This window comes from Salmonella sp. SAL04196 (assembly GCF_046550835.1).
GTDB lineage: Bacteria > Pseudomonadota > Gammaproteobacteria > Enterobacterales > Enterobacteriaceae > Salmonella > Salmonella enterica.
In genome coordinates, this window is record NZ_JBGDXE010000001.1 from 546,080 (window position 1) to 569,345 (window position 23,266).

25 protein-coding genes are annotated in these 23,266 nt (G+C 49.5%); 18 read left to right on the forward strand and 7 right to left on the reverse strand.

Going from position 1 to position 23,266, the window contains the following annotated elements:
* The first annotated feature begins 140 nt into the window (after nucleotides 1-140).
* The 8 genes from pspA (at nucleotide 141) to tyrR (ending at nucleotide 6,375) form a co-directional block, all read left to right on the forward strand.
* Nucleotides 141-809, forward strand: coding sequence for a phage shock protein PspA (gene pspA, locus ACLJPE_RS02850; protein WP_000511005.1), 669 nt, complete (start codon nucleotides 141-143; stop codon nucleotides 807-809).
* Between the two features lie 59 nt (nucleotides 810-868).
* Nucleotides 869-1,093 carry an envelope stress response membrane protein PspB gene (pspB, locus tag ACLJPE_RS02855; protein WP_001274953.1) on the forward strand — a complete coding sequence of 75 codons (225 nt, stop codon included), beginning with the start codon at nucleotides 869-871 and terminating at the stop codon, nucleotides 1,091-1,093.
* Entirely contained in the window at nucleotides 1,093-1,452 is a 360-nt protein-coding gene (gene pspC / locus ACLJPE_RS02860) for an envelope stress response membrane protein PspC (protein ID WP_000508938.1), read from the forward strand. The genes pspB and pspC overlap by 1 nt, the downstream gene beginning before the upstream one ends.
* A 22-nt stretch (nucleotides 1,453-1,474) precedes the next feature.
* On the forward strand, nucleotides 1,475-1,693 hold the full coding sequence (gene pspD / locus ACLJPE_RS02865) for a phage shock protein PspD (RefSeq protein WP_001097608.1): 219 nt from the start codon (nucleotides 1,475-1,477) through the stop codon (nucleotides 1,691-1,693).
* Nucleotides 1,694-1,768: 75 nt separating this feature from the next.
* Nucleotides 1,769-2,086 carry a thiosulfate sulfurtransferase PspE gene (pspE, locus tag ACLJPE_RS02870; protein ID WP_000913433.1) on the forward strand — a complete coding sequence of 106 codons (318 nt, stop codon included), beginning with the start codon at nucleotides 1,769-1,771 and terminating at the stop codon, nucleotides 2,084-2,086.
* Nucleotides 2,087-2,230: 144 nt separating this feature from the next.
* Nucleotides 2,231-3,628 (forward strand): YcjX family protein, encoded by a 1,398-nt coding sequence (locus ACLJPE_RS02875; protein WP_000825860.1) that lies wholly within the window; start codon nucleotides 2,231-2,233, stop codon nucleotides 3,626-3,628.
* Complete coding sequence (locus tag ACLJPE_RS02880; RefSeq protein ID WP_039514100.1) at nucleotides 3,625-4,686, forward strand: YcjF family protein; 1,062 nt, start codon at nucleotides 3,625-3,627, stop codon at nucleotides 4,684-4,686. The genes ACLJPE_RS02875 and ACLJPE_RS02880 overlap by 4 nt, the downstream gene beginning before the upstream one ends.
* 147 nt (nucleotides 4,687-4,833) lie before the next feature.
* On the forward strand, nucleotides 4,834-6,375 hold the full coding sequence (tyrR, locus tag ACLJPE_RS02885) for a transcriptional regulator TyrR (protein WP_001235483.1): 1,542 nt from the start codon (nucleotides 4,834-4,836) through the stop codon (nucleotides 6,373-6,375).
* Nucleotides 6,376-6,463: 88 nt separating this feature from the next.
* Here the strand turns inward: tyrR and tpx are convergent, their stop codons facing one another.
* Nucleotides 6,464-6,970 carry a thiol peroxidase gene (gene tpx / locus ACLJPE_RS02890; protein ID WP_000084401.1) on the reverse strand — a complete coding sequence of 169 codons (507 nt, stop codon included), beginning with the start codon at nucleotides 6,968-6,970 and terminating at the stop codon, nucleotides 6,464-6,466.
* 115 nt (nucleotides 6,971-7,085) lie between these two features.
* Between tpx and ycjG the strand changes: the two genes are divergently transcribed.
* Nucleotides 7,086-8,051: an L-Ala-D/L-Glu epimerase gene (gene ycjG, locus ACLJPE_RS02895; RefSeq protein ID WP_001258075.1), complete on the forward strand. Its 966-nt coding sequence runs from the start codon at nucleotides 7,086-7,088 to the stop codon at nucleotides 8,049-8,051.
* Here the strand turns inward: ycjG and mpaA are convergent.
* The gene (mpaA, locus tag ACLJPE_RS02900; RefSeq protein WP_000219104.1) at nucleotides 8,026-8,754 is read right to left on the reverse strand and encodes a murein tripeptide amidase MpaA; all 729 of its coding nucleotides are present in this window, start codon (nucleotides 8,752-8,754) and stop codon (nucleotides 8,026-8,028) included. The two genes, ycjG and mpaA, sit on opposite strands and share 26 nt — an antisense overlap.
* 189 nt (nucleotides 8,755-8,943) lie before the next feature.
* Between mpaA and ACLJPE_RS02905 the strand changes: the two genes are divergently transcribed.
* A complete protein-coding gene (locus tag ACLJPE_RS02905; RefSeq protein WP_001216560.1) occupies nucleotides 8,944-10,557 on the forward strand; it encodes an ABC transporter substrate-binding protein in 1,614 nt (537 codons plus the stop codon).
* Nucleotides 10,558-10,616: 59 nt separating this feature from the next.
* Here the strand turns inward: ACLJPE_RS02905 and ACLJPE_RS02910 are convergent, their stop codons facing one another.
* The gene (locus tag ACLJPE_RS02910) at nucleotides 10,617-11,546 is read right to left on the reverse strand and encodes an aromatic alcohol reductase (protein ID WP_023232788.1); all 930 of its coding nucleotides are present in this window, start codon (nucleotides 11,544-11,546) and stop codon (nucleotides 10,617-10,619) included.
* Nucleotides 11,547-11,665: 119 nt separating this feature from the next.
* On the opposite strand from ACLJPE_RS02910, the gene ACLJPE_RS02915 reads away from it, so the two are divergent.
* Both ACLJPE_RS02915 and ACLJPE_RS02920 read left to right on the forward strand, forming a co-directional pair.
* A complete protein-coding gene (locus tag ACLJPE_RS02915; protein WP_000359206.1) occupies nucleotides 11,666-12,571 on the forward strand; it encodes a LysR family transcriptional regulator in 906 nt (301 codons plus the stop codon).
* A 275-nt stretch (nucleotides 12,572-12,846) separates the two neighbouring features.
* Nucleotides 12,847-13,716, forward strand: coding sequence for an aldo/keto reductase (locus ACLJPE_RS02920; RefSeq protein ID WP_000456769.1), 870 nt, complete (start codon nucleotides 12,847-12,849; stop codon nucleotides 13,714-13,716).
* A gap of 90 nt (nucleotides 13,717-13,806) precedes the next feature.
* Here ACLJPE_RS02920 and bdcA read toward each other — a convergent pair whose 3' ends face one another.
* A complete protein-coding gene (bdcA, locus tag ACLJPE_RS02925) occupies nucleotides 13,807-14,520 on the reverse strand; it encodes an SDR family oxidoreductase (RefSeq protein ID WP_023214952.1) in 714 nt (237 codons plus the stop codon).
* Nucleotides 14,521-14,597: 77 nt separating this feature from the next.
* Between bdcA and ACLJPE_RS02930 the strand changes: the two genes are divergently transcribed.
* Nucleotides 14,598-15,188: a TetR/AcrR family transcriptional regulator gene (locus ACLJPE_RS02930; RefSeq protein ID WP_000208475.1), complete on the forward strand. Its 591-nt coding sequence runs from the start codon at nucleotides 14,598-14,600 to the stop codon at nucleotides 15,186-15,188.
* Nucleotides 15,189-15,315: 127 nt separating this feature from the next.
* Entirely contained in the window at nucleotides 15,316-15,552 is a 237-nt protein-coding gene (locus ACLJPE_RS02935) for a YgdI/YgdR family lipoprotein (protein WP_023232790.1), read from the forward strand.
* A 213-nt stretch (nucleotides 15,553-15,765) separates the two neighbouring features.
* On the opposite strand, the gene ACLJPE_RS02940 is transcribed toward ACLJPE_RS02935, so the two are convergent.
* Together ACLJPE_RS02940 and ACLJPE_RS02945 are read right to left on the reverse strand one after the other, a co-directional pair.
* The gene (locus ACLJPE_RS02940; RefSeq protein WP_023232791.1) at nucleotides 15,766-16,875 is read right to left on the reverse strand and encodes a hypothetical protein; all 1,110 of its coding nucleotides are present in this window, start codon (nucleotides 16,873-16,875) and stop codon (nucleotides 15,766-15,768) included.
* A 389-nt stretch (nucleotides 16,876-17,264) separates the two neighbouring features.
* Nucleotides 17,265-18,122, reverse strand: coding sequence for a GyrI-like domain-containing protein (locus ACLJPE_RS02945; RefSeq protein WP_077915479.1), 858 nt, complete (start codon nucleotides 18,120-18,122; stop codon nucleotides 17,265-17,267).
* Nucleotides 18,123-18,413: 291 nt separating this feature from the next.
* On the opposite strand from ACLJPE_RS02945, the gene zirU reads away from it, so the two are divergent.
* From zirU to ACLJPE_RS02965, 4 genes are all read left to right on the forward strand, one after another.
* Entirely contained in the window at nucleotides 18,414-19,259 is an 846-nt protein-coding gene (gene zirU / locus ACLJPE_RS02950; protein WP_023232793.1) for a two-partner-like secretion system exoprotein ZirU, read from the forward strand.
* Between the two features lie 74 nt (nucleotides 19,260-19,333).
* Nucleotides 19,334-21,316 carry a two-partner secretion translocator ZirT gene (gene zirT, locus ACLJPE_RS02955; protein WP_023232794.1) on the forward strand — a complete coding sequence of 661 codons (1,983 nt, stop codon included), beginning with the start codon at nucleotides 19,334-19,336 and terminating at the stop codon, nucleotides 21,314-21,316.
* Between the two features lie 26 nt (nucleotides 21,317-21,342).
* Nucleotides 21,343-22,167: a ZirS family two-partner secretion-like system exoprotein gene (locus ACLJPE_RS02960; RefSeq protein ID WP_023217377.1), complete on the forward strand. Its 825-nt coding sequence runs from the start codon at nucleotides 21,343-21,345 to the stop codon at nucleotides 22,165-22,167.
* Nucleotides 22,168-22,262: 95 nt separating this feature from the next.
* Nucleotides 22,263-22,820: a redoxin family protein gene (locus ACLJPE_RS02965; protein ID WP_001062618.1), complete on the forward strand. Its 558-nt coding sequence runs from the start codon at nucleotides 22,263-22,265 to the stop codon at nucleotides 22,818-22,820.
* Nucleotides 22,821-22,924: 104 nt separating this feature from the next.
* Here the strand turns inward: ACLJPE_RS02965 and ACLJPE_RS02970 are convergent, their stop codons facing one another.
* Nucleotides 22,925-23,263, reverse strand: a complete 339-nt coding sequence (locus tag ACLJPE_RS02970; RefSeq protein WP_000051812.1) for an antibiotic biosynthesis monooxygenase family protein — start codon at nucleotides 23,261-23,263, stop codon at nucleotides 22,925-22,927.
* Nucleotides 23,264-23,266: the final 3 nt, after the last annotated feature.

Sequence of the window (23,266 nt, forward strand, 5' to 3'; positions counted from 1 at the left end):
ACCACTTTATCCTTTTTTGCTGGCGAGGTAAAACAAAAAAATTTCTTTATTATCAGTCACATGAAAAGTTGGCACGCAAATTGTATTAATCATGTAGCAGGGCATCGCCCGTTATCAGAACATTATGTGAGGATTGAATTATGGGTATTTTTTCTCGTTTTGCCGACATCGTGAACGCCAATATCAATGCGTTGTTGGAAAAAGCGGAAGATCCGCAGAAGCTGGTGCGCCTGATGATTCAGGAGATGGAAGATACGCTGGTGGAGGTTCGCTCGAACTCCGCGCGTGCTTTAGCGGAAAAGAAACAGTTATCCCGTCGTATTGAACAGGCCACGACTCAGCAGATCGAGTGGCAGGAAAAAGCGGAACTGGCTCTGCGCAAAGATAAAGACGATCTGGCGCGCGCCGCATTGATTGAAAAACAAAAGCTGACCGATTTAATTGCTACGCTTGAACAGGAAGTCACGCTGGTGGATGACACGCTGGCGCGCATGAAGAAAGAGATTGGCGAGCTGGAAAACAAACTCAGCGAAACACGCGCTCGCCAGCAGGCGCTGATGCTGCGTCATCAGGCGGCGAGTTCTTCCCGCGATGTCCGTCGTCAGCTTGACAGCGGCAAACTGGATGAAGCCATGGCGCGGTTTGAATCCTTTGAACGTCGTATCGATCAAATGGAAGCGGAAGCGGAAAGCCATCGTTTTGGTAAGCAGCAATCGCTGGACCAACAGTTTGCCAACCTGAAAGCCGATGATGAAATCAGCGAGCAGCTGGCGCAGTTGAAAGCCAAAATGAAGCAAGATAATCAATAATGACAATGGCGGCGCCGATACGCGCCGTCGCTCATCAGCTTTAGGTGTAAGGAGAACGCATGAGCGCGCTATTTCTGGCCATCCCGTTAACCATTTTTGTGTTGTTTGTGTTACCGATTTGGCTGTGGCTGCATTACAGCAACCGCGCCGGTCGGGGAGAACTTTCGCAAAGCGAGCAGCAACGCTTACTGCAACTCACAGACGATGCGCAACGTATGCGCGAGCGCATTCAGGCGCTGGAAGACATTCTTGATGCAGAGCATCCGAACTGGAGAGAGCGCTAATGGGTGGAATCAATCTTAATAAAAAACTATGGCGTATGCCGCAAAAGGGCATGGTACGTGGCGTTTGCGCCGGGATCGCCGACTACCTTGATGTACCGGTAAAACTGGTGCGTATTCTGGTCGTGCTGTCGATTTTCTTTGGGCTGGCGTTTTTTACCGTAGTGGCCTATATCGTTCTGTCTTTTGTACTGGACCCTATGCCGGATAATCTGGCCGCAGGCAAACCGCAGCCGACCAGCGGCGAACTGCTGGATACCGTAGACAGAGAGCTTGCCGCAGGCGAAAAGCGTTTGCGAGAAATGGAACGCTACGTCACGTCAGATACGTTCACACTGCGTAGTCGTTTCCGTCAACTGTAAGTGATATATCGGGAAGGTGAAGATGAATACTCGCTGGCAACGCGCCGGGCAGAAGGTGAAGCCCGGCTTCAAAATAGCAGGTAAGCTGGTTCTGTTGACCGCGTTACGCTACGGGCCTGCCGGCGTGGCGGGATGGGCGGTAAAATCCGTCGCCCGTCGTCCGCTAAAAATGTTGCTGGCGTTTGCGCTGGAGCCAGTACTTCGTAAGGTGGCGAATAAAATTTCGCAGCGTTACAAATAGCGAGTCTGGTCATAATATTTCGTTAAGCTCTGGCGTATAGTGTGTGCGAAATACATTACGTGTCAGGACGGAAGTATGTTGAAAAAAGGAATATTTGCGTTAGCGCTATTCGTAGCCATGCCGCTTTATGCCGCAGAATACTGGATAGATGTCCGCATTCCGGAACAATATCAGCGTGAGCATATTCAGGGCGCGATTAATATCCCATTGAAGGAGATTAAATCTCATATCGAAACGGTAGTTCCAGACAGGAACGATACGGTAAAGTTATATTGCAACTCCGGGCGACAGTCGGGCATGGCAAAACAAATGTTGCTTGATATGGGGTATACGCACGCGATGAATATGGGCGGCATCAGTCGTCTTGATATGCCGAAAGTAAAAAATAGATAATCTATTGCTCAATACTCATACTAACCGCGGCGCTTAATGCGCCGTTGTTGATCTCTCCGGGTAGTTGATAATAACGTTTTTGCACATATCTATAACGCAGGCTCGTTATTATTTTTTCTTCTCTTCAGGCTCAACAGGATGTCAATGAAGCGACTTAAAACTGAACTCAACGCGCTGGTCAATCGTGGGGTAGACAGGCATTTGCGTCTTGCCGTAACCGGGTTGAGCCGCAGCGGTAAAACAGCGTTTATCACGGCGATGGTTAACCAGTTGCTTAATGTCCACGCGGGCGCGCGCTTACCGTTGCTCAGCGCGGTACGCGAAGAACGCCTGCTTGGCGTAAAGCGCGTGCCTCAACGTGATTTTGGTATTCCCCGTTTTACCTACGACGAGGGGATACTTCAGCTTTATGGCAATCCTCCCGCATGGCCCACACCGACGCGCGGCGTCAGTGAGATTCGGCTGGCGTTGCGCTATCGCTCAAACGACTCGCTGCTGCGCCATTTTAAAGATACCTCGACATTGTATCTGGAGATTGTGGACTATCCAGGGGAATGGTTACTCGATCTGCCCATGCTGGCTCAGGATTATTTAAGCTGGTCCCGTCAGATGAACGGCTTGTTACAAGGACAACGCGCTGAGTGGGCCGCAAAATGGCGGCAACTTTGCGACGGGCTCGATCCGCTGGCGCCCGCCGATGAAAACCGGCTGGCGGAGATTGCCGCCGCCTGGACGGATTATTTGCATCAGTGTAAATCGCAGGGATTGCATTTTATTCAGCCTGGACGGTTTGTTTTGCCGGGCGATATGGCGGGTGCGCCAGCGTTGCAGTTTTTCCCGTGGCCGGATGTAGACGCCTTCGGCGAGTCAAAACTGGCGCAGGCGGATAAGCAGACCAACGCTGGAATGCTGCGCGAACGCTTTAACTACTATTGTGAAAAAGTGGTCAAGGGGTTCTACAAAAATCATTTTCTACGCTTTGATCGCCAGATTGTGCTGGTCGACTGTCTGCAACCGCTTAATAGCGGGCCGCAGGCGTTTAATGATATGCGTCTCGCTTTAACGCAGCTGATGCAAAGTTTTCACTATGGTCAGCGAACTCTGTTTCGCCGCCTGTTTTCGCCGGTGATTGACAAATTGCTGTTCGCCGCGACGAAAGCCGACCATGTCACCCTCGACCAACATGCCAATATGGTGGCCTTGCTCCAGCAGCTTATTCAGGATGCCTGGCAAAATGCCGCGTTTGAAGGCATTAGTATGGATTGCCTGGGGCTGGCGTCGGTACAGGCGACCACCAGCGGCGTGATTGAGGTCAACGGTGAAAAAATCCCGGCTTTACGTGGAAACCGTTTGAGTGACGGCGCGCCGTTAACCGTGTACCCCGGCGAAGTGCCTTCGCGTTTGCCGGGGCAAGCGTTTTGGGATAGTCAGGGTTTTCAGTTCGAAGCCTTTCGTCCGCAGGTGATGGATGTTGATAAACCGTTACCGCATATTCGTCTGGACGCTGCGCTGGAGTTTTTAATAGGAGATAAGCTGCGATGAGCGAACCGTTAAAACCGCGTATTGATTTTGCAGAACCGCTAAAGGAGGAACCTACGTCGGCCTTCAAAGCGCAGCAAACTTTCAGCGAAGCGGAGTCGCGTACATTTGCGCCTGCAGCTATCGATGAGCGCCCGGAAGACGAAGGCGTGGCAGAAGCGGCGGTCGATGCCGCGCTGCGTCCCAAACGCAGCCTGTGGCGTAAAATGGTGATGGGAGGGCTGGTGCTGTTTGGCGCGAGCGTGGTCGGGCAAGGCGTACAGTGGACAATGAATGCCTGGCAAACTCAGGACTGGGTCGCTTTAGGCGGCTGTGCCGCAGGCGCGCTGATCGTTGGCGCTGGCGTAGGATCGGTGGTCACGGAGTGGCGGCGATTATGGCGCTTGCGCCAGCGGGCGCATGAGCGGGATGAAGCGCGTGAACTGTTACATAGCCATAGCGTCGGGAAAGGTCGCGCATTTTGCGAAAAACTGGCGCAGCAGGCGGGGATTGATCAATCACATCCGGCATTACAACGTTGGTATGCCGCTATTCACGAAACGCAAAACGACAGGGAAATCGTCGGTTTGTATGCGCATCTGGTACAGCCGGTACTTGACGCGCAGGCGCGACGTGAGATTAGCCGTTTCGCCGCGGAATCGACTTTGATGATCGCCGTCAGCCCGTTAGCGTTGGTGGATATGGCGTTTATTGCCTGGCGTAATTTACGCCTGATTAACCGTATCGCAACGCTGTATGGCATTGAACTTGGTTATTACAGCCGCCTTCGTCTGTTCCGTCTGGTGTTGCTGAATATCGCGTTCGCGGGAGCCAGTGAGCTGGTGCGTGAAGTCGGTATGGACTGGATGTCTCAGGATCTGGCCGCACGCCTGTCCACGCGCGCGGCGCAGGGGATTGGCGCAGGTCTCCTTACTGCTCGACTGGGAATAAAAGCGATGGAGCTATGTCGGCCATTGCCGTGGATCGACAACGATAAACCACGTCTCGGTGATTTTCGTCGTCAGCTTATCGGTCAGCTAAAAGAGACGTTACAAAAGAGTAAGTCGTCGCCTGAGAAATGACTTTCCACAGGGCGCTGACTGCCTGGCTTTACGCCACAGCGCCCGTTTTTCCGTCATGCTGTCAATATTTGTTGACAGAATCCTTCCTGCCAGCCGAATAGTGGCTTATCATCTATTTAATGGTTCATTATTCAGGTGAAGGTTCCCATGCGTCTGGAAGTCTTTTGTGAAGACCGACTTGGTCTGACCCGCGAATTACTTGATTTACTGGTGTTACGTAGCATTGATTTACGCGGAATCGAGATTGATCCCATTGGGCGAATTTATCTTAATTTTGCTGAGCTGGAATTCACCGACTTCAGCAGCCTGATGGCCGAAATCCGCCGTATTTCCGGCGTAACGGATGTCCGTACCGTTCCCTGGATGCCGTCCGAACGTGAACATCTGGCCCTGAGCGCGCTGCTTGAGGCGTTGCCGGAGCCGGTGCTCTCATTGGATATGAAGAGTAAAGTGGAGATGGCGAACCCGGCGAGTTGTCAGCTTTTTGCCCAGATCCAGGAGCGAATGCGGCACCATACCGCCGCACAATTAATCAACGGCTTCAATTTTCAGCGCTGGCTGGACGGTAACCCGCAAAGCTCCCATAACGAACATGTCGTGATCAACGGGCAAAACTTCCTGATGGAGATTACGCCGGTACATTTACAAAACGAAAATGACGAATACGTGTTGACCGGGGCGGTCGTGATGTTGCGTTCCACGATTCGTATGGGGCAGCAGCTACAGAATTTGTCCACGCAGGATCTGAGCGCGTTTAGTCAGATTATTGCCGTGAGCGCAAAGATGAAGCACGTCGTTGAGCAGGCGCGCAAACTGGCGATGCTCAGCGCGCCGCTGCTGATTACCGGCGATACGGGAACCGGCAAAGATCTTTTCGCCTATGCCTGTCATCAGGCAAGCCCTCGTTCAGCGAAGCCGTATCTGGCGCTCAACTGCGCTTCAATCCCGGAAGATGCGGTAGAAAGCGAACTATTTGGCCATGCGCCGGAAGGTAAAAAAGGCTTTTTTGAACAGGCGAATGGCGGCTCGGTGCTGCTGGATGAAATTGGTGAAATGTCGCCGCGTATGCAGGCGAAGCTGCTACGTTTTCTCAATGATGGTACGTTCCGTCGCGTCGGCGAAGATCACGAAATTCATGTTGATGTCCGCGTTATCTGCGCCACGCAGAAAAATCTGGTGGAGCTGGTGCAAAAAGGACTGTTCCGCGAAGATCTCTATTATCGACTTAACGTTCTGACGCTTAATTTGCCGCCGTTGCGCGATTGTCCGCAGGATATTATGCCGTTGACCGAACTGTTCGTGGCGCGTTTTGCCGACGAACAGGGCGTTCCGCGACCGAAACTTTCTGCCGATCTGAGTACGGTCCTCACTCGTTACGGCTGGCCGGGTAACGTTCGCCAGCTTAAAAATGCGATTTACCGGGCGCTGACGCAACTGGAAGGGTATGAGCTGCGTCCGCAGGATATCCTGCTGCCTGACTACGATGCCGCGACGGTGGCAGTCGGCGAAGATGCGATGGAAGGTTCGCTGGATGACATTACCAGTCGTTTTGAACGTTCTGTCCTGACCCAGCTTTATCGTAGCTATCCGAGTACGCGTAAACTGGCGAAACGGTTGGGGGTATCGCATACAGCGATTGCCAATAAGCTGCGTGAATATGGTCTGAGCCAGAAGAAGGGTGAAGAGTAGAAAAAAAGAAGGCCTCTGGATAGAGGCCTTCTTGTGACAAAAGAGCACCGCCTGTAGCACTGACAAACGTAGCGCCAGCAGTCGCGGCTTATGCCTTCAGGACATTAAGCGCGGCGTCGTAATCCGGCTCGTGGGTGATTTCATCCACCAACTGGCTGAAAATAACGTTGTCGTTTTCGTCAAGCACGATGACTGCGCGCGCCGCCAAACCTTTCAGCGGGCCGTCAACGATTTCGACGCCGTAGTTTTTCAGAAACTCGTTATTACGCAGAGTGGAAAGCGTAATAACGTTGCTCAGGCCTTCCGCGCCGCAAAAACGCGACTGTGCAAAAGGCAGGTCAGCAGAAACGCACAATACGACGGTATTCTCCACTTCTGTGGCCAGTTGATTAAACTTACGAACTGATGCGGCGCATACGCCAGTATCAATGCTTGGGAAAATATTCAGCACTTTGCGTTTGCCTGCATATTGGCTGAGGGAAACGTCAGACAAATCTTTTGCGACAAGAGTAAAAGCCTGTGCTTTGCTACCAGCCTGCGGAATAACGTTGGCAACGGTGACCGGGTTACCCTGGAAATGTACAGTCTGTGACATAATTATGTTCCTATTTACTTATAGTTAACGTCGAAATCCAGTTTAAGTCATTATTCATTAACACGGCAAATACTATTTGTAGCAAGCCGCGTCCGGCGCTATCAGAGGGGAAGAGATGAGATCTGTTAAGGTATATGAGGAAACCTGGCCGTTGCATACGCCTTTCGTTATTGCGCGTGGTAGCCGAAGCGAAGCGCATGTTGTCGTTGTCGAACTGGAAGAAGAGGGCGTAAAAGGCATCGGGGAATGTACGCCATATCCACGTTATGGTGAAAGTGATGCCTCGGTCATGGCGCAAATCATGAGTATTGTGCCTCAGTTGGAAAACGGGCTGACTCGCGAAGCATTGCAGAAACTGTTGCCGGCAGGCGCGGCGCGCAACGCGGTGGATAGCGCCTTATGGGATTTGCAGGCCCGCCAGCGGCAGCAAAGCCTTGCCGGGCTGCTCGGCGTGACGCTGTCCCCGGTTTTTACTACCGCGCAAACGGTAGTGATAGGCACGCCGGAACAGATGGCAGCCAGTGCGGCGGCACTATGGGAAAAAGGGGCGACGTTGCTGAAAATCAAACTCGATGCTCGTCTGATTAGCGAACGTATGGTGGCGATCCGCGCGGCGGTGCCGGAGGCGACGCTCATTGTGGACGCCAATGAATCGTGGCGTCCGGAGGGGCTGGCGGCGCGTTGTCAGTTACTGGCGGATCTGAATGTCGCGATGCTGGAGCAGCCGCTGCCCGCGCAGGATGACGCCGCCCTGGAAAATTTTATTCATCCGTTGCCCATCTGTGCAGATGAGAGCTGCCATACTCGCAGTAGTCTGAAAGCCCTGACGGGGCGCTACGATATGATTAACATTAAGCTGGATAAAACCGGCGGTCTGACCGAGGCGCTGGCGCTGGCAACGGAGGCGCGGGAGCAAGGATTCGGCCTGATGCTGGGCTGTATGCTCTGTACATCAAGAGCGATTAGCGCCGCGCTGCCGCTTATGCCGCAGGTGAGCTTCGCCGATCTTGATGGCCCAACATGGCTGGCGGTTGATGTTGAGCCCGCGCTACGCTTTACGACGGGTCAACTCCATCTTTAGGATGCCAGCGGAGCAGATTCGACATAGCCAGCAGGTATTTTTCGCTGGCTTCATCGGCAGAAACAGGGGGAAACTCGGCGGTAATGCAGTGCAGGTTGAGGTCGGCGCACCAGCTGCCAAACGAACCGGGCGTTTCGTAACCAACGCTGGTCACCAGCGGCAACGCAAACGCATCGGCCAGCCACTCGCCTAGCTCGCTGCGACGTGGATCTTCAATGCAGGCTAGCGGATCGTGAAAAGAGACGACCCAGGCGGGTTGGAGTCGATGTATTAACTGGCAAAGCGCCTGGGTTTCCGGTTCTGAGCCGGGATGGTCGCCGGTTAGCAGCACGACATCACGCTCTTGCGCGCGGCTATTCCAGCGATAAACTGTTTCACCCGCTTTCCAGTTGGCGGCGGGAAAGTTACGGTTTAAATCAATGCCATTTGCATTTGCCCTTAATCCTAGTTGACAGCCATCAGGATTAACGGCAAGTACGACATGATGACGGCGAAGGGAAGGATTTAAGGTGCGTAACGCACAGGAGAGCGTCACCACGGATGAGGTTTCATCCCCGTGGGTGCCAGCCAGTATCAGGCCGCTTTCGCGATCGGCGGCAGGCGCCGGAAACCAGATTAGCGGTGCGCCTAGTAGCGAACGTCCATAATGTTCAGTGCCTGGCGGAAATGCGCCGCGCTCGGCACGGGGGCGGGTGACAGTCATACATGTTTCCCGAAGCTGAGACCAGTAGGGTAATCATCGTAGTGTTGTGTAAAACCCGCCGATTATCAAATGGTTTCTATTTACCCTCTTGTATGGCGCGATATCAACTTTCTGGCGGAAGATAATTGCATTTCTTTCTGCTGAAACAAATAATTACGTTGTCATTTAACTCATCTTTGAGGAACTTCTATGAGGCATTCTGTTTCAGTAACCTGTTGTGCGCTGTTGGTTAGCAGCTTTTCCCTGGCATATGCTGCGGATGTTCCCGGCGGAACGGTACTGGCAGAGAAACAAGAACTGGTGCGTCATATCAAAGATGAGCCCGCTTCGTTAGATCCAGCGAAAGCCGTTGGGCTGCCTGAAATTCAGGTGATCCGCGATCTGTTTGAAGGGCTGGTTAACCAGAACGAAAAGGGTGAAATTATCCCTGGCGTCGCCAGCCAGTGGAAGAGCAATGATAATCGTATCTGGACGTTTACGTTGCGGGATAATGCGCAATGGGCCGATGGAACGCCGGTGACCGCCCAGGATTTTGTCTATAGCTGGCAACGTCTCGTTGATCCCAAAACGCTTTCCCCCTTCGCCTGGTTTGCCGCTCTGGCTGGCATCACTAATGCGCAAGCCATTATCGACGGTAAAGCCACGCCGGATCAGCTTGGCGTCAGTGCCGTGGACGCGCACACTTTGCGTATTCAGCTTGACAAGCCGTTGCCCTGGTTTGCCAGTCTGACCGCCAGTTTTGCCTTTTATCCGGTCCAAAAAGCGAATGTTGAAAGCGGTAAAGACTGGATGAAGCCGGGAAAACTGATCGGCAATGGCGCGTATGTGCTTAAAGAGCGCGTGGTAAATGAAAAACTTGTGGTCGTGCCTAATACGCATTACTGGGATAACGCGAAAACGGTACTGCAAAAAGTGACATTTTTACCCATTAACCAGGAGTCGGCTGCGACGAAACGTTATCTTGCCGGTGATATTGATATCACCGAATCTTTCCCTAAAAATATGTACCAGAAATTATTGAAGGATATTCCAGGGCAAGTTTATACGCCGCCGCAATTAGGGACTTATTATTATGCGTTTAATACGCAGAAAGGGCCGACGGCGGATTCCCGCGTTCGTCTGGCGCTAAGTATGACCATTGATCGCCGTTTGATGGCGGAAAAAGTCTTAGGTACCGGTGAAAAACCGGCCTGGCATTTTACACCGGATGTCACGGCAGGATTTAAGCCCGATCCTTCACCGTTTGAACAAATGAGCCAGGAAGAACTTAATGCCCAGGCGAAAACATTGCTGCGTGCAGCAGGCTACGGATCGCAGAAGCCGCTTAAATTAACCCTGCTTTACAATACCTCAGAAAACCATCAGAAAATCGCGATTGCGGTGGCGTCAATGTGGAAGAAAAATCTGGGGGTGGATGTGAAATTGCAAAACCAGGAGTGGAAAACGTATATCGACAGCCGGAATACCGGTAATTTTGATGTTATTCGCGCCTCCTGGGTGGGTGATTACAACGAACCGTCGGCTTTCTTATCCTTATTAACGTCCACGCATACGGGGAATATTTCACGCTTTACTAATCCGACTTATGACAAAATCCTGACGCAAGCGACGATGGAAAATACCGCCGAAGCGCGTAACGCGGATTACAATGCAGCGGAGAAAATTTTAACGGAACAAGCGCCTATAGCGCCTATTTATCAGTATACCAATGGCCGGTTAATTAAACCGTGGGTAAAGGGATACCCCATTACTAACCCGGAAGATGTGGCCTATAGCCGTACGATGTATATCGTGAAGCACTGATGCGTACTGGTTACCTTTTGATGAAAGGTAACCACGCCCGCCGCCTGATGCCGCCGTTCTCATTGGTGTGTTTTCAGCCAGGCGGCAATATCCTGTGTCGGCAGATGATGTTGTGCATTCCAGGTGTCACTCATCGGCCACCACATACCGTCACCACGCGCAAAGGCGACGCGATAGCGCAGCATTGGGTCATGCGGATGTAAACGGAGCTGCTCCTGTAAGTCAGGTAGCGTCAATACGCCTCGGGTAAAAGTTTGCTGCGTCACGCGTTCGACCGTTTCCGCCAGTTTTGCATAAGAGGTCGTTTCCCCCGCGACAAAGACGACTTCGTTAGTGATACGCGGCTGATGCAGATAAATTTCAGTGGTCAGGCGACCAATATCCGCAGGCGACGTGACGGTGACCTGCATTTCCCATCCGCCGAGGGCATTGATGGTTTTTTTGGCTAAGTTGACCACATCAAAGGCCGGTTCGAAGAGAAAAGAGGTAAATATACCGGTTGAAACAATCACCCACTCTGTGACGTTTTGCTCGCGCAAAAGCGTCCTGACGTCATACTGTTCGTCCCACACCGGCTGGCCGCTGCCTTTGCCGACCACATCGTAATTCACGCCAAACTGCCAGGGGAAATAGCGCTTAACGCCCGCCTCCAGTACCGCGCGGGTGATTTTTATCTGGGTACCCGCACCGGCGACAAACCCCATACAATTGATGATCGTATCAAAACCGCGGAATTGATCTTTTAACGCTGCAACCGAACTGCCCGCGATGTCGACCGGGATAAACCGCGCACCGACATCTGCCAGTTGTTGATGAATGCTGGAACGTCGTTTGCTCTGTTTATCCCTGGATCGCCCTGACACAATAACGCTAACGGAACCATTACGCTGTGTGACCGCCGGAACCAACGACGCCAGCACTGACGCCCCCAGTTGTCCCGCGCCCAGCACCAATACTTTTTCACCTACCTGATTATTGGATTGTTTCATTTGCCCCTCTCTGTGTTGGTTCACCTGTAGATTAAAGATTACGTCAGGGTTCTGCGTTCGATAAGACGCCGAAGACGGGTTAGACTGTTCTGATAAATGGGATAATTGGCGGGGGGAAAATGGACAAGCTGGAAGCGATGCAGGTCTATGTTTGCGTAGTGGATACCCATAGTTTTATCAGAGCCGCCGAAGTGCTGGGCGTGCCGCGCTCAACGGTATCGCGGGTGGTTAAAGAACTGGAATCCTGGCTTAAGATTCAGCTTTTGCAACGTACAACCCGCAAACTTAGCGTGACCGCAGAGGGGCGGCGTTACTACGAAGAGTGCAAAAGAGTACTGGCAGATATCGCGGCCATGGAGTCGTCATTTCCCGGCCGGGCGGCACAACCCAAAGGGCGTTTTAAAGTAGGGATGCCGCAATCTCTCGCCCGGCATTGCATTATTCCCACGCTCCCGGCCTTTTTGCGCCAGTATCCGGAGCTGGAGCTGATACTTTGTTCCAGCGATAGCGTGGAGGATATTATCCTGCAAGGGTATGACTGCGTGATTCGGGCCGGCAGGATCGATGATTCCACCACGCTGGTTGCCCGTCCGCTCGCCAGCTTTAACTGGGTGATAGCAGCATCGCCCACTTACATTGAGCGTTACGGTAGCCCTGAAAATTTAGATGATCTGCAAAAACACCATGCGGTCGGCTACCTGAACCACCGCACTGGGCGTACCACCGACTGGTTTTTTACGCGTGAGGGGAAGGATTACGCGATGCGGGTGCAGGAGACGCTGGTTGTCGATGATACGGACGCTTATATTCAGGCCGGAATACAGGGGCTGGGGTTAATTCGCGTCGCCAGCTATCTGGTTGCGCCGTATCTGCACAGTGGGGCGCTGGTGACCTGCATGGACAACCATTCTTATGATTTGCCGCTTGCGCTGGTCTATCCGCAAAACAGGTTTCTGCCGCCTACGGTACGCGCTTTTTATGACTGGTGCAAAACGGCGCTGAGCCAGCCGGAGTCTCTTCGCTAAAAAATATTATTCCGGATATCGCATTGCCTGTTTAGAAAACTTTTTCACAGACGGTCAAAATGACGGTACTGGTTTTGACGCATAAGTAAAAGGCATTATCAAACAGGTGCTACACGGCGAGGATATAGCAAGCACTGAACGTTTGGATGCAATAAAAAATCTGTACAACTGTTATTAATGAACTTTTTGTATAAATATAATCGGATTTAACAATACTCATTGTACCTGTCTTTTGCTCTTATCATGGCGTCTTTACGACGAAAGGGTGCTTTAGCGTGGAATATTCAATATTAAGTAACAACCTTAAAATGCCTATGGTGGGTTTTGGTGTTTTTAAGGTAACCGACAAAGAAGAATGCCAGCAGTCAGTGTTAAGCGCTATTCGCAGCGGTTATCGTCTTATCGATACCGCTGCGGTATACGGCAATGAAGATGCCGTTGGTGACGCTGTTCGTGAAGCCATCGCGACAGGTCTGTGTACCCGTGAGGAGTTATTTATTACTTCTAAACTGTGGGTGCAAGATATGGCTAACTACGATCTGGCCAAAGCAGGTATTGACGCGTCGCTGAAAAAATCCGGGTTAGATTATTTTGATCTGTATTTATTGCATCAGGCCATGGGCGATTATTTTAGTGCGTGGCGCGCGCTGGAAGACGCTTATGAAGCCGGTAAACTAAAAGCCATTGGCGTATCCAACTTCTATGCGCATGTATTAGCCAACTTCTGTGAAACCGTCAGAATTACGCCAATGGTAAACCAGGTCGAATTGCATCCATACTTTGCACAACCCGCCGCGCTGGAAACCATGAAGCATTATAACGTTCAGCCTGAAGCGTGGGCGCCGTTAGGCGGCGGGAGACATAAACCGTATGAAAATGAAATGCTTGAAAGGATTGCCGATGCCCATCAAAAAACCATCGCTCAGGTTGTCCTGCGTTGGAACGTGCAGCGTGGCGTCACGGTTATTCCTAAATCCACTCGACAGGAACGTATTGAAGAGAACTTTACCATCTGGGATTTCTCACTAACGGATAACGAAATGGCTCAAATCAACACACTTGATTTAGGCTATGTTGGCGAAGCGGTGAAGCATTTTAATCCCGAATTTGTTCGCGGTTGTCTTGGCGTTAAAATCCACGATTGATCCCGGCGCTTGCGGATGTTTTCTCGCATGAACAGCTTCTAACACGGTTGCCGGAGCGTAGACGGCAACCGTATGATATTCGCCTGGCCGTCAGGCGCCGAAGGCACCATCGATGGTGTGCATCGCGCCGGTGACGAAAGAGGCTTCCGGACCGGCAAGCCATGCCACCATTCCAGCCACTTCTTCAGGTCTTCCGTGTCGTTTGATCGCCATGAAACTGTGCATCAGCTCTTTCATGGGGCCATCTTCCGGATTGATGTCGGTATCAATGGGGCCTGGCTGCACCACATTTATCGTAATCCCGCGGGGGCCAAAATCACGGGCCAGGCCGCGCGCCAGCCCTTGCAGGGCTGATTTACTGGCGGCGTACGCGGCCATTCCCGGTACGGGCATCCGATCGCCATTCACGGAACCGATAATAATAATGCGTCCACCTTCCGGCATGTTGCGGGCTGCTTCGACTGACGCATGGTAAGGTGCATGGATATTAATTCGGAACAAACGATCTATCGCATCGCTATCTTGTTCCAGCGCATCGCCGAAGAGAGCGATGCCCGCATTGACGACCAGAATATCCAGCGGTCCGTACTCACGCACGAGGCTGATGACGGCATCACGATCGGCGCTATCCGTCTGGATGGCGGTGCTACCGGTTTCTGCTGCCAGTTTTTCGGCGGCTTCACGCGATCCGGCGTAGCTGAAAACGACCGATGCGCCGTCAGCGCTAAAGCGTCGTACAATAGCCGCGCCGATACCACGACTTCCCCCTAAAACCAGTACAGATTTGTTGCGAAATAGCGTCATCAGGATGTCCTTTATGATATTGTAGTAACCACTACAATATGCGTAATGAAATCATGCCGTCAAGGAGTTATGTAGTAATGACTACAAAACATAGCCGAACGCCGGGTCGCCCTCGCCAGTTCGATCCGGAGCAAGCCATTGAAACCGCTCAACACTTATTTCATTCGCGCGGCTACGACGCGGTGAGCGTAGCGGATCTGACAAAAGCGTTCGGGATCAATCCTCCCAGTTTCTATGCGGCGTTTGGCAGCAAGCTGGGGCTGTATACCCGCGTATTAAAGCGTTACAGGATGACCGACGCGATTCCGCTCGGGGCGCTTCTGCGTCACGATCGCCCGACCGCGAAGTGCCTTATTGATGTGCTGATGGAAGCGGCAAGACGTTACGTTGCCGATCCTGATGCCACCGGATGTCTGGTTCTGGAGGGCGCTCATTGTAACGATAAACCGGCACGAGAGGCCGCCTGCGAGTTTTACATCGCTGCTGAAAACCTGATTCGCACTTATGTCGCCATGCGGTATCCGCAAGAGGCTGACCGGATGACTGACTTTATGGGGACGCTAATGGCGGGGCTTTCCGCCAAGGCGCGAGCGGGGTATAGCCTGGAGCGTCTTCAGGAGAGCGTACTTCTGGCTGGAGATGTGCTGGAGCGATTACTACCGGATTAACGCAGCGCATCAAAAAACCTGAGCCAATCAGTACGGGCAAACAGGGAGCAATAGCCCTAATCATCCATCTTGCCGTTGCGGTATTCGGTAAAGTACATCAAAAATAGAGGTGTCAGGGAAACGAGAGATGCAAAAATGTAGTCTTATTACGGTACTTAGCTTATCAGTGTTGATGCTAGCCGGATGTACAACGACCTATACCATGACGACCCGGACGGGAGAGATTATTGAAACGCAGGGTAAGCCGGAGGTTGACACCGCAACCGGAATGACGAAATACGCTGATGCTTATGGTTATCATCGCGTCATTAAAACCAGTGAAATAGTGCAGACGACAGAAGACGCATCGAAACTGGACTGGTAATGCGCTAAAGCAGTTGGGAGGCCGTGTCCTGTATGGGTACCGGACAGTTTCTGGGCCTGAATTGAATAGAGTGCCTGTATAGCCGAATTCCGGGTCTCAGCTTGATTTGTGTCGTCAGTTATTTGGTTGTTCCCTGTATATTGAAGGTAAACAGTACTCATGGCTAACGGTCTGTTTTGGATTGCTAACTATCCCGGATTCTGCGCGTTTTATTTAGTCACAACCGTGGTTAAGAATATTTTGGGTCAGACTTACACGCCGGGTATTAAGATAATCCGTCGCATAGAGAGCTTGATCGGCATCATTCGGTTCAAGAAGAAACGGCGTGACTTTAGGTATGAGATCAGCAAACAGGTTATATTGATCCACAGAGGCAAAATGCCGGGTAGCGCTGGCCCAGGGCATTCGCATCAGCTCTGCGTAAGAAGGGGATAGTTGAACAGGCAAATCAAATTCTTTCAGATTAGCAAGCATCTCCTTACTCATATAAAATGTGACCCTGTTTTGCGAAAAGGTGTTAAGCACTTCCTTCAGTCGTTTAACTTTTGCTTCTTTACTCATGCTATTATCAAAAAAACGTGGTGAAAGCATAATAGCAATCGATGCATTTGGTGAAATAACATTATGTAGTGGTTTCAGGGCTACAACAATCTGATCGTTTGTGAAGATACGCTGCGTACCAGAAGAGGTAGTATAGTTTCCACCCAGCCAGATCACATAATCCGTTGTTTTGAGGGGAAGCGCTTTTTCCGGTATATTACCCCTGTCAGGTGCCACCGTTTCAATTGCTAGTGAGTCTTGTCCCCAGACATTATTTATTTTAGAACTCAAAAAATTATATTCTGAAATGTTCCTTAGTTTTAGTAGAGTTATCTGTGAACGGGTAAAAAAGAGATTGAATCTCACTTTGTTCTGCAATTGCCGAAGTAATCTGAGCGTGTTCTGATCGATCAGATGAGTATACAGACCAACAGTTTTTCCGGAAAGTATTGCTGAGGCATTGTTCGCAAGAAGCATTTCTTTTATAGCTCCTTGCCCAATAATCAGTACGCAACTGTATTTTTCTGGTCTGATTTTATCTATGGGGATATCGGTAAGATTGACCAGGTCAGGAGTGCCATGCCGCCAATTATCATGAATGACTGTGGCTCCGGAGGCGTCTCCTCCGGCTCCCCTGGTGATAATAAGAGGAGGGGGGGTACTGGCATGTGCGATATACGAAAAACAAGCTACCATTGCTAGCGCTGAGTTTCTGATGGTTGTATACATATCGTCTGCCCTGATTTCGAAAATATGAATAATGTCTCCTCTTATAATGTACATCAAAAAGAGAACATTTTAATTAAACGTTATCTCAACGAGATAAAAGGTTAGCACAGGAAAGTATAGAGAGAATGTAATCATACCAACATTATAGATGTGGGAGCATGAAGGCCCCGCAAGCCGCCCGGCCAGCATACTCCCATTAATAGTTAAAGTATGGACTTTGCTTTTACCGTAAACTGTAGCCAATATGACCTGATCACTACACCGTACAGTACTGTCAGAAATCTGTCCACGGCGTCGCGTGCACGCAAGTTATTTTCTCAATCCTTTCAAAACGTTAACTTATTTAATAGTCACTTATTTTATCAGAATCAATACTGAGAGTTTTATTACCGCTCTGAAAAGAGAAGGCTTTTCAGATGAAATACGTGGATGGTACGAAGTCATTACAGTACAGGGATATAATAATAAAGATCGACAATGGATTCATTATTCTGTTGCTTTTGGACGGATGCCAAATGGAAGTATTCAATATCTTCTCCTTCTCTCCTGATAAGATTCAGTTTTGGCAATATACACATATATATTGTATTGGAAAATTGTTGATATTTTTCCTTATGACCAACGAAATGGAATTTTGCATATTTACCACATTTTATTACCCTCGACATGGGTATTTTGCCTCCATCGACGGAATTATGTTCCATACCAAAAAAACTGCTTACGGCGATGACCTGGTCATTGGTATTATCCGGCTTAAAAGACGAGAGACAATACACATTTTCGCCCCACGTTCTGAGCGTCTCATGAATGATTTTCCATTTTATAGGCGACGCTTTTTTAGGAAGGTCATTTGTTGCGATCTGATGAGATGTTTGAAATCCGAAAATTTCTTTTGACGTAAGCTGACAAATTTCGAACTGATAATGCTCATCACAGTCAAGCCAGTAGGGAGGCCGTAGGTTTCTGAGATCCCAGAAATCAGCCTTGCGATAGTTATTGGGATTGACACCAAATGTTTTTTTGAACTCTCGACTATAGGACTGCACTGAATCAAACCCCATTCTGAACGCGATATCTGTGACCGACTGAGAGGTCAGCTTTAGCAGAGTGGCGCTTCTGCTCAACTTGCGTTGTCTGATATATTTTCCGATAGAGACTCCACACTTTTCTTTAAAAAAATCCTGCAAACTCCTTCGCGAATAACCTGTTATAACAACCAGCTTTTCAATATCAATCCTCTCTTCAAGATTTTTTTCTATTTGCTCTAATACTGAGATTATTATGGCTTTTTTCATCATCATTCCTCTTTATTGAAGCCGAAAATATAAACATTTAAGGTATTTGACATACTGAGTTATTAAACTAGTGGGGTTGTTAGCTTTTCTGGCAAAACAAGAAATATTTAAATTGCTTGACGTTTTTGAATAAACTTTACACTTGGAGATCGGTTTTTGCCAGTAAAGCTAAGTAATTAGCATGGCGAAGGGCATAATTTCACAGGCGGTTAAAATGATTGAATAACCCTGAATTTTTAGCTCGTGAGATTATAAATCTCGTAATTATTTCTAATGATTTAATAAAAGGGAATTGTTTTGTACTTCAAAAAATCTTTATTAGCGTTAGCGATTTGTGCATCCGTGGTCTCAGTAGAGGCGGTGGCGAATACCAGAGCCAATGATATGGCTTCTTCTGCTACACCTGCTTCTGTTGGTCACCGTCCTGTGGCAACTACTAATGCAAAAAAGATAGAAGTGTCTGGGGAACTGACGACCGGTTCAACCCTCCAGATAGCAGATGTTTTTATTGAGGATGAGGATGGGGATCTCTTATCGCTGGATAAAATGAATAATGCCGACGATATTAAATGGTACCTGGTGGATAATGAGGCCGCCGATCCTTCTGGAACCCCGGCGGCAACCGGGACGGCTTTTACCATTCCTGCTGATGCAGGCGGTAAAAAAATTAAAATCGTTTACCGGATTAAGACGGCAACGGGGACGCCGGATAGTGCATTCTTGCCTGCCACTGTCTTATTAACTTCTTCATCTTCTGGCGTGGGCGGCGACTCCGCCGCAGACGGTACAATTTCTAATAAGCTACGTTCTGTCACTATCAATGTGGTGAATGAAAGTGGTAAACCGACTGATGAACTCAACGGTACCAATGACGCCAACACTCCAGTGGTGGGCGGCACCCTTGAAGCGGTACTGGAATGTGCCGCCACAGCGGCGGCTGAGTGTGAGGTCAGTAATTATAATTTTACCTGGCAGATGGCGGATGCCGGGACACCAGATAAGTTCACCGATCTGAATAATACTAACGCTGAAAAACATAAATATATTATTAAGGGAACTGAGCAGAATAAACTGTTCCGTGTCCACGTTACGCCTAAAACGACGAAAACCACGCCGGAGAATAAACGCGCTATCCGTCGCTGATGGTTATCGCTAAATAAACCTCTTATTTAAATACTCCCTCTGCCAGGCAGGGGGATATAGCAGGAGACAATAAAGTGGTTTTTTCTAAAAAACCCATTACTAAATATATAACCTGGGCCATTGTTACCAGTCAGATTCCACTCCCGGTCATCGCTGATAACGATAATGAAATTCAGTCGTGGATTGCGGGGACGGCATCGTCTATTTCTCCGCATCTGCAGGAGGGTACGCTGGAGGATTATGCCAAAGGAAAAATAAAGGCATTACCAGGGCAAGCCGCTAATCATCTGGTGAACGAGGGGATGAAGAGCGCTTTTCCGGAGATTATTTTCCGTGGTGGCGTCAATCTTGAAGATGGCGCGAAATATCGCTCATCAGAGTTCGATATGTTTATTCCCGTCCAGGAAACAACATCGTCTTTACTCTTTGGCCAGCTTGGCTTTCGCGACCACGACAGCAGCCGTTTCGATGGCCGCACCTATGTTAACGTTGGTGTGGGTTATCGCCAGGAGGTCAATGGATGGCTGCTCGGCGTCAATACGTTTCTGGATGCCGACATCCGTTATTCCCACTTACGTGGCGGCATTGGCGGGGAAGTCTATAAAGACAGTCTGGCCTTTTCCGGCAACTATTATTTCCCTCTCACCGGCTGGAAAACGTCAGCAGTTCATGTATTACATGATGAGCGTCCGGCATATGGCTTTGATCTGCGAACAAAAGGCACGCTTCCCGATTTTCCCTGGTTCAGTGGCGAGCTGACATATGAACAGTATTACGGGGATAAAGTTGATCTATTGGGTAACGGTACATTAAGCCGGAATCCCCGCGCCGCAGGTGCGGCGCTGGTCTGGAATCCTGTCCCCTTGCTTGAGGTCAGAGCAGGATATCGGGACGCCGGTAACGGCGGATCGCAGGCAGAGGGAGGTCTGAGAGTCAACTACTCCTTCGGTACGCCGTTACATGAACAGCTTGATTACCGCAACGTTGGGGCGCCGTCAAATACGACTAATCGGCGTGCCTTTGTCGATCGTAATTACGATATCGTCATGGCGTATCGGGAGCAGGCCAGTAAAATCCGCATTACGGCAATGCCAGTGTCAGGCCTGTCCGGGACGCTGGTGACATTAATGGCGACGGTAGATAGCCGTTACCCGATTGAGAAGGTTGAGTGGTCGGGTGATGCGGAGCTTCTCGCCGGGCTCCAGCTTCAGGGGAGTCTGGGCAGCGGCCTTATCCTTCCACAACTTCCGCTGACGGCGACCGACGGTCAGGAGTATAGCCTTTATTTAACGGTGACTGACAGCCGGGGTACTCGCGTGACCTCCGAGCGTATCCCGGTAAGGGTGACACAGGATGAGACCAGTTTCCGTTCCTGGATAAATGTTATCAATGACGATGTTCAGGTTGAGGATGGCAACTTTGTTGTCAGTACGCCGCTTCCCGCCGGAGAAGAGGGGAAGGTTATTGAGTGGCACTACGTGCGCGAGCGCTCTGAAGAGGAGTGGGCGTCGCTCAAACCACGTAATATTAAGTATCAATCAGATACGCCGGGTCTGGCATTTAAAGCGCTCGGTGGTAGAGAGCGTGACGGCCATTGGGTTGAACGGGTTCTGGTGACCCATATCGGCGATGATGCCCGCTCGCTCAAATTACATATTGAAGCAAGCGGACCAGACGATAAACATCCGGTGAAGGGTACCGTACTACTACAAGCGCAGTCAGACAGTATTGCGCAGAAGGTCACTTCTGTGGAGGTGCTTTTTACGCCGGGTACTGAAGAAGCCAACGGAAGCGTTACCGCGCCAGTCGTCGGAACGGAAATGCGAGCCAGAACGCTTTGTATAAATAACACGGACTGTACTGATGCGTTTAATTATCAGTGGGAAATCTCGGATGAAATGAAATCCTGGCAATCCGTACCGGGGGCGACAAAAGCCACCTGGCTTATCCCTTATAGCCTTAACGGGGAATCGCTACAGAATAAATATATTCGCGTCAGAATTATTTCTGATAAAGAAAATGCTAAGAGTTCTACCGCAGCATCTGATGCGAATTAATGTTTTAAAAAGGATCAACAGTGCGTATGTCGAAACATAATCTTATTATCTATAGCCTGCTTCTGGCGGCTGCGCCGATAAGCGTCTTGGCGGATTCGTCGACAACGTCCGCGGCAACCGTCGGGATGTTTTCTCCTCCTACGGCGCCGAGCGTTGGGCACAGGCCTAGTTCGCCGTTGAGTGATTATGGGTTGGAATTGAATGGGGATTATGGATATTTTGAATCATATATACCTATACCAGGCATGCTTTTAAAAGCAAGAATGGTTGGGAGAGTCAGTGATCTTGATTCTGAAAAATATCAAGCTAATGAAACGGCTACCACAGTATGTACGTATTATCGCGTTGAGAAAGATGACTCACAGCATGAGCTTCTACGTGAAAAGCCGTGTAAATATGAAATTGTTATCAGCGAGGATAATGTAGGTTCGAAGATAAGAATTGAGCATTATAACGAAACAGATATGGTCTCAGCACCAGGATATACGCCTGTGCCGATGGTTTCTGAACTCCATTCTATTGAAACAAAACGTATAGTTAAATTGAGTAAAGATTTATCTGTCATTAGTGCAGATAAATCTTTACTGATGCCAGGAGAGAGTGCTGTTGTGAAAATTATTGTTAAAGATATAAATAATAACCCCATATCTAATCTCAATCTCCAGTGTGGGCATTTTTCAACAGGAAGTTGGAATAGTCGATGCGATATCAAAGCCGGGGGTAATCCCGGAGAGTATCTTCAGACGGTAACTTATAACGGAGGTTCAAATGGAGAGTTGAAATTGACATATAAATATTTTGGGGAATTGATTAAAGATAAATTTACTATCTCCGGGACAATAAAAAAGTAGAGTAAAAACAGCAATGAATAATGGGTTGGCTTTTATTTCACTGCTCTTATTATGGATGTTGACTTGGTTCTTTAGTAGATTGCTAAATAATTATTATGGCTAAAATAATACAAACGTTAAAAGGAGAACTTTTTATGACACCAGCAACAACACAAGATTATATCTCATTGGGTCAGGAACACGCTGTCACCTTTGGCAAAACGCAGCTGACCCTCAAACCCGGTATACTGGCTGAAGGCAAACCATTACCCTGCACAAAGGGGCTGGTGAGCCATAATTTATTACCGGGTTACTGTATCCCGGGGATAAAAAAGCGGATTATTGTCGTCCCGTCACTGGATACGCCGGTTTGTGAATGGCAGGTAAAAGACTATAGTGACCGCCTTAAATCAGCGGGTAGCCACTCAAACCGGGCGGTATATGTGCTGAGTATGGATACGCCATTTGCTCAGGCCCGTTTTATTCGGGAACATGATATTCATCCCGGCATAACCTTTTTTTCTGACTACGCTTGCCGCCAGTTTTTGGATAATTCCGGGCTGAAAATTAATGAGCTCAGTATTTTTGCCAGAGCGTTGATAGAGTGCGATGAAAACAATGTGGTTACGCGTGTTAGTGTACCACGAGATATCACTCATCTTCCTGTTTACTAATCACTTATATCAGCACGCCCCTGCACAGAGAACCGAATAACCGGCAATGCAGGGGCGCAGGCATTCTCTTGTGTGCCCCCACATTTAATACATATACTATTGCATCACGCATAAGGAACTGAAAATGATGCCAGCGGATGGGGCAGGTTAACGTTATGGCACCCCTGAATTTCTGCAATAATCGTCTGGTAACCGGAAAGCCACTTATGACTTTGTGATTTGGCCTGCTGGTGCTGTAAATTATTTATCAATAGCTCCATTGATTCGCGGGTCTGCCAGTAATAATTATTAACCATTCTTCCGCTGGCGGCATCGGTATAGCTTTCCATCCCAATATAGCCATCAATAGACTGCGTATAGCGCTCAATCCAGCCATCCAGTTGATAAAACTCTTCGTCGTACTCTTTTTTTTCGAAAATAAAACTTGTCAGAAACAGCGACATGGT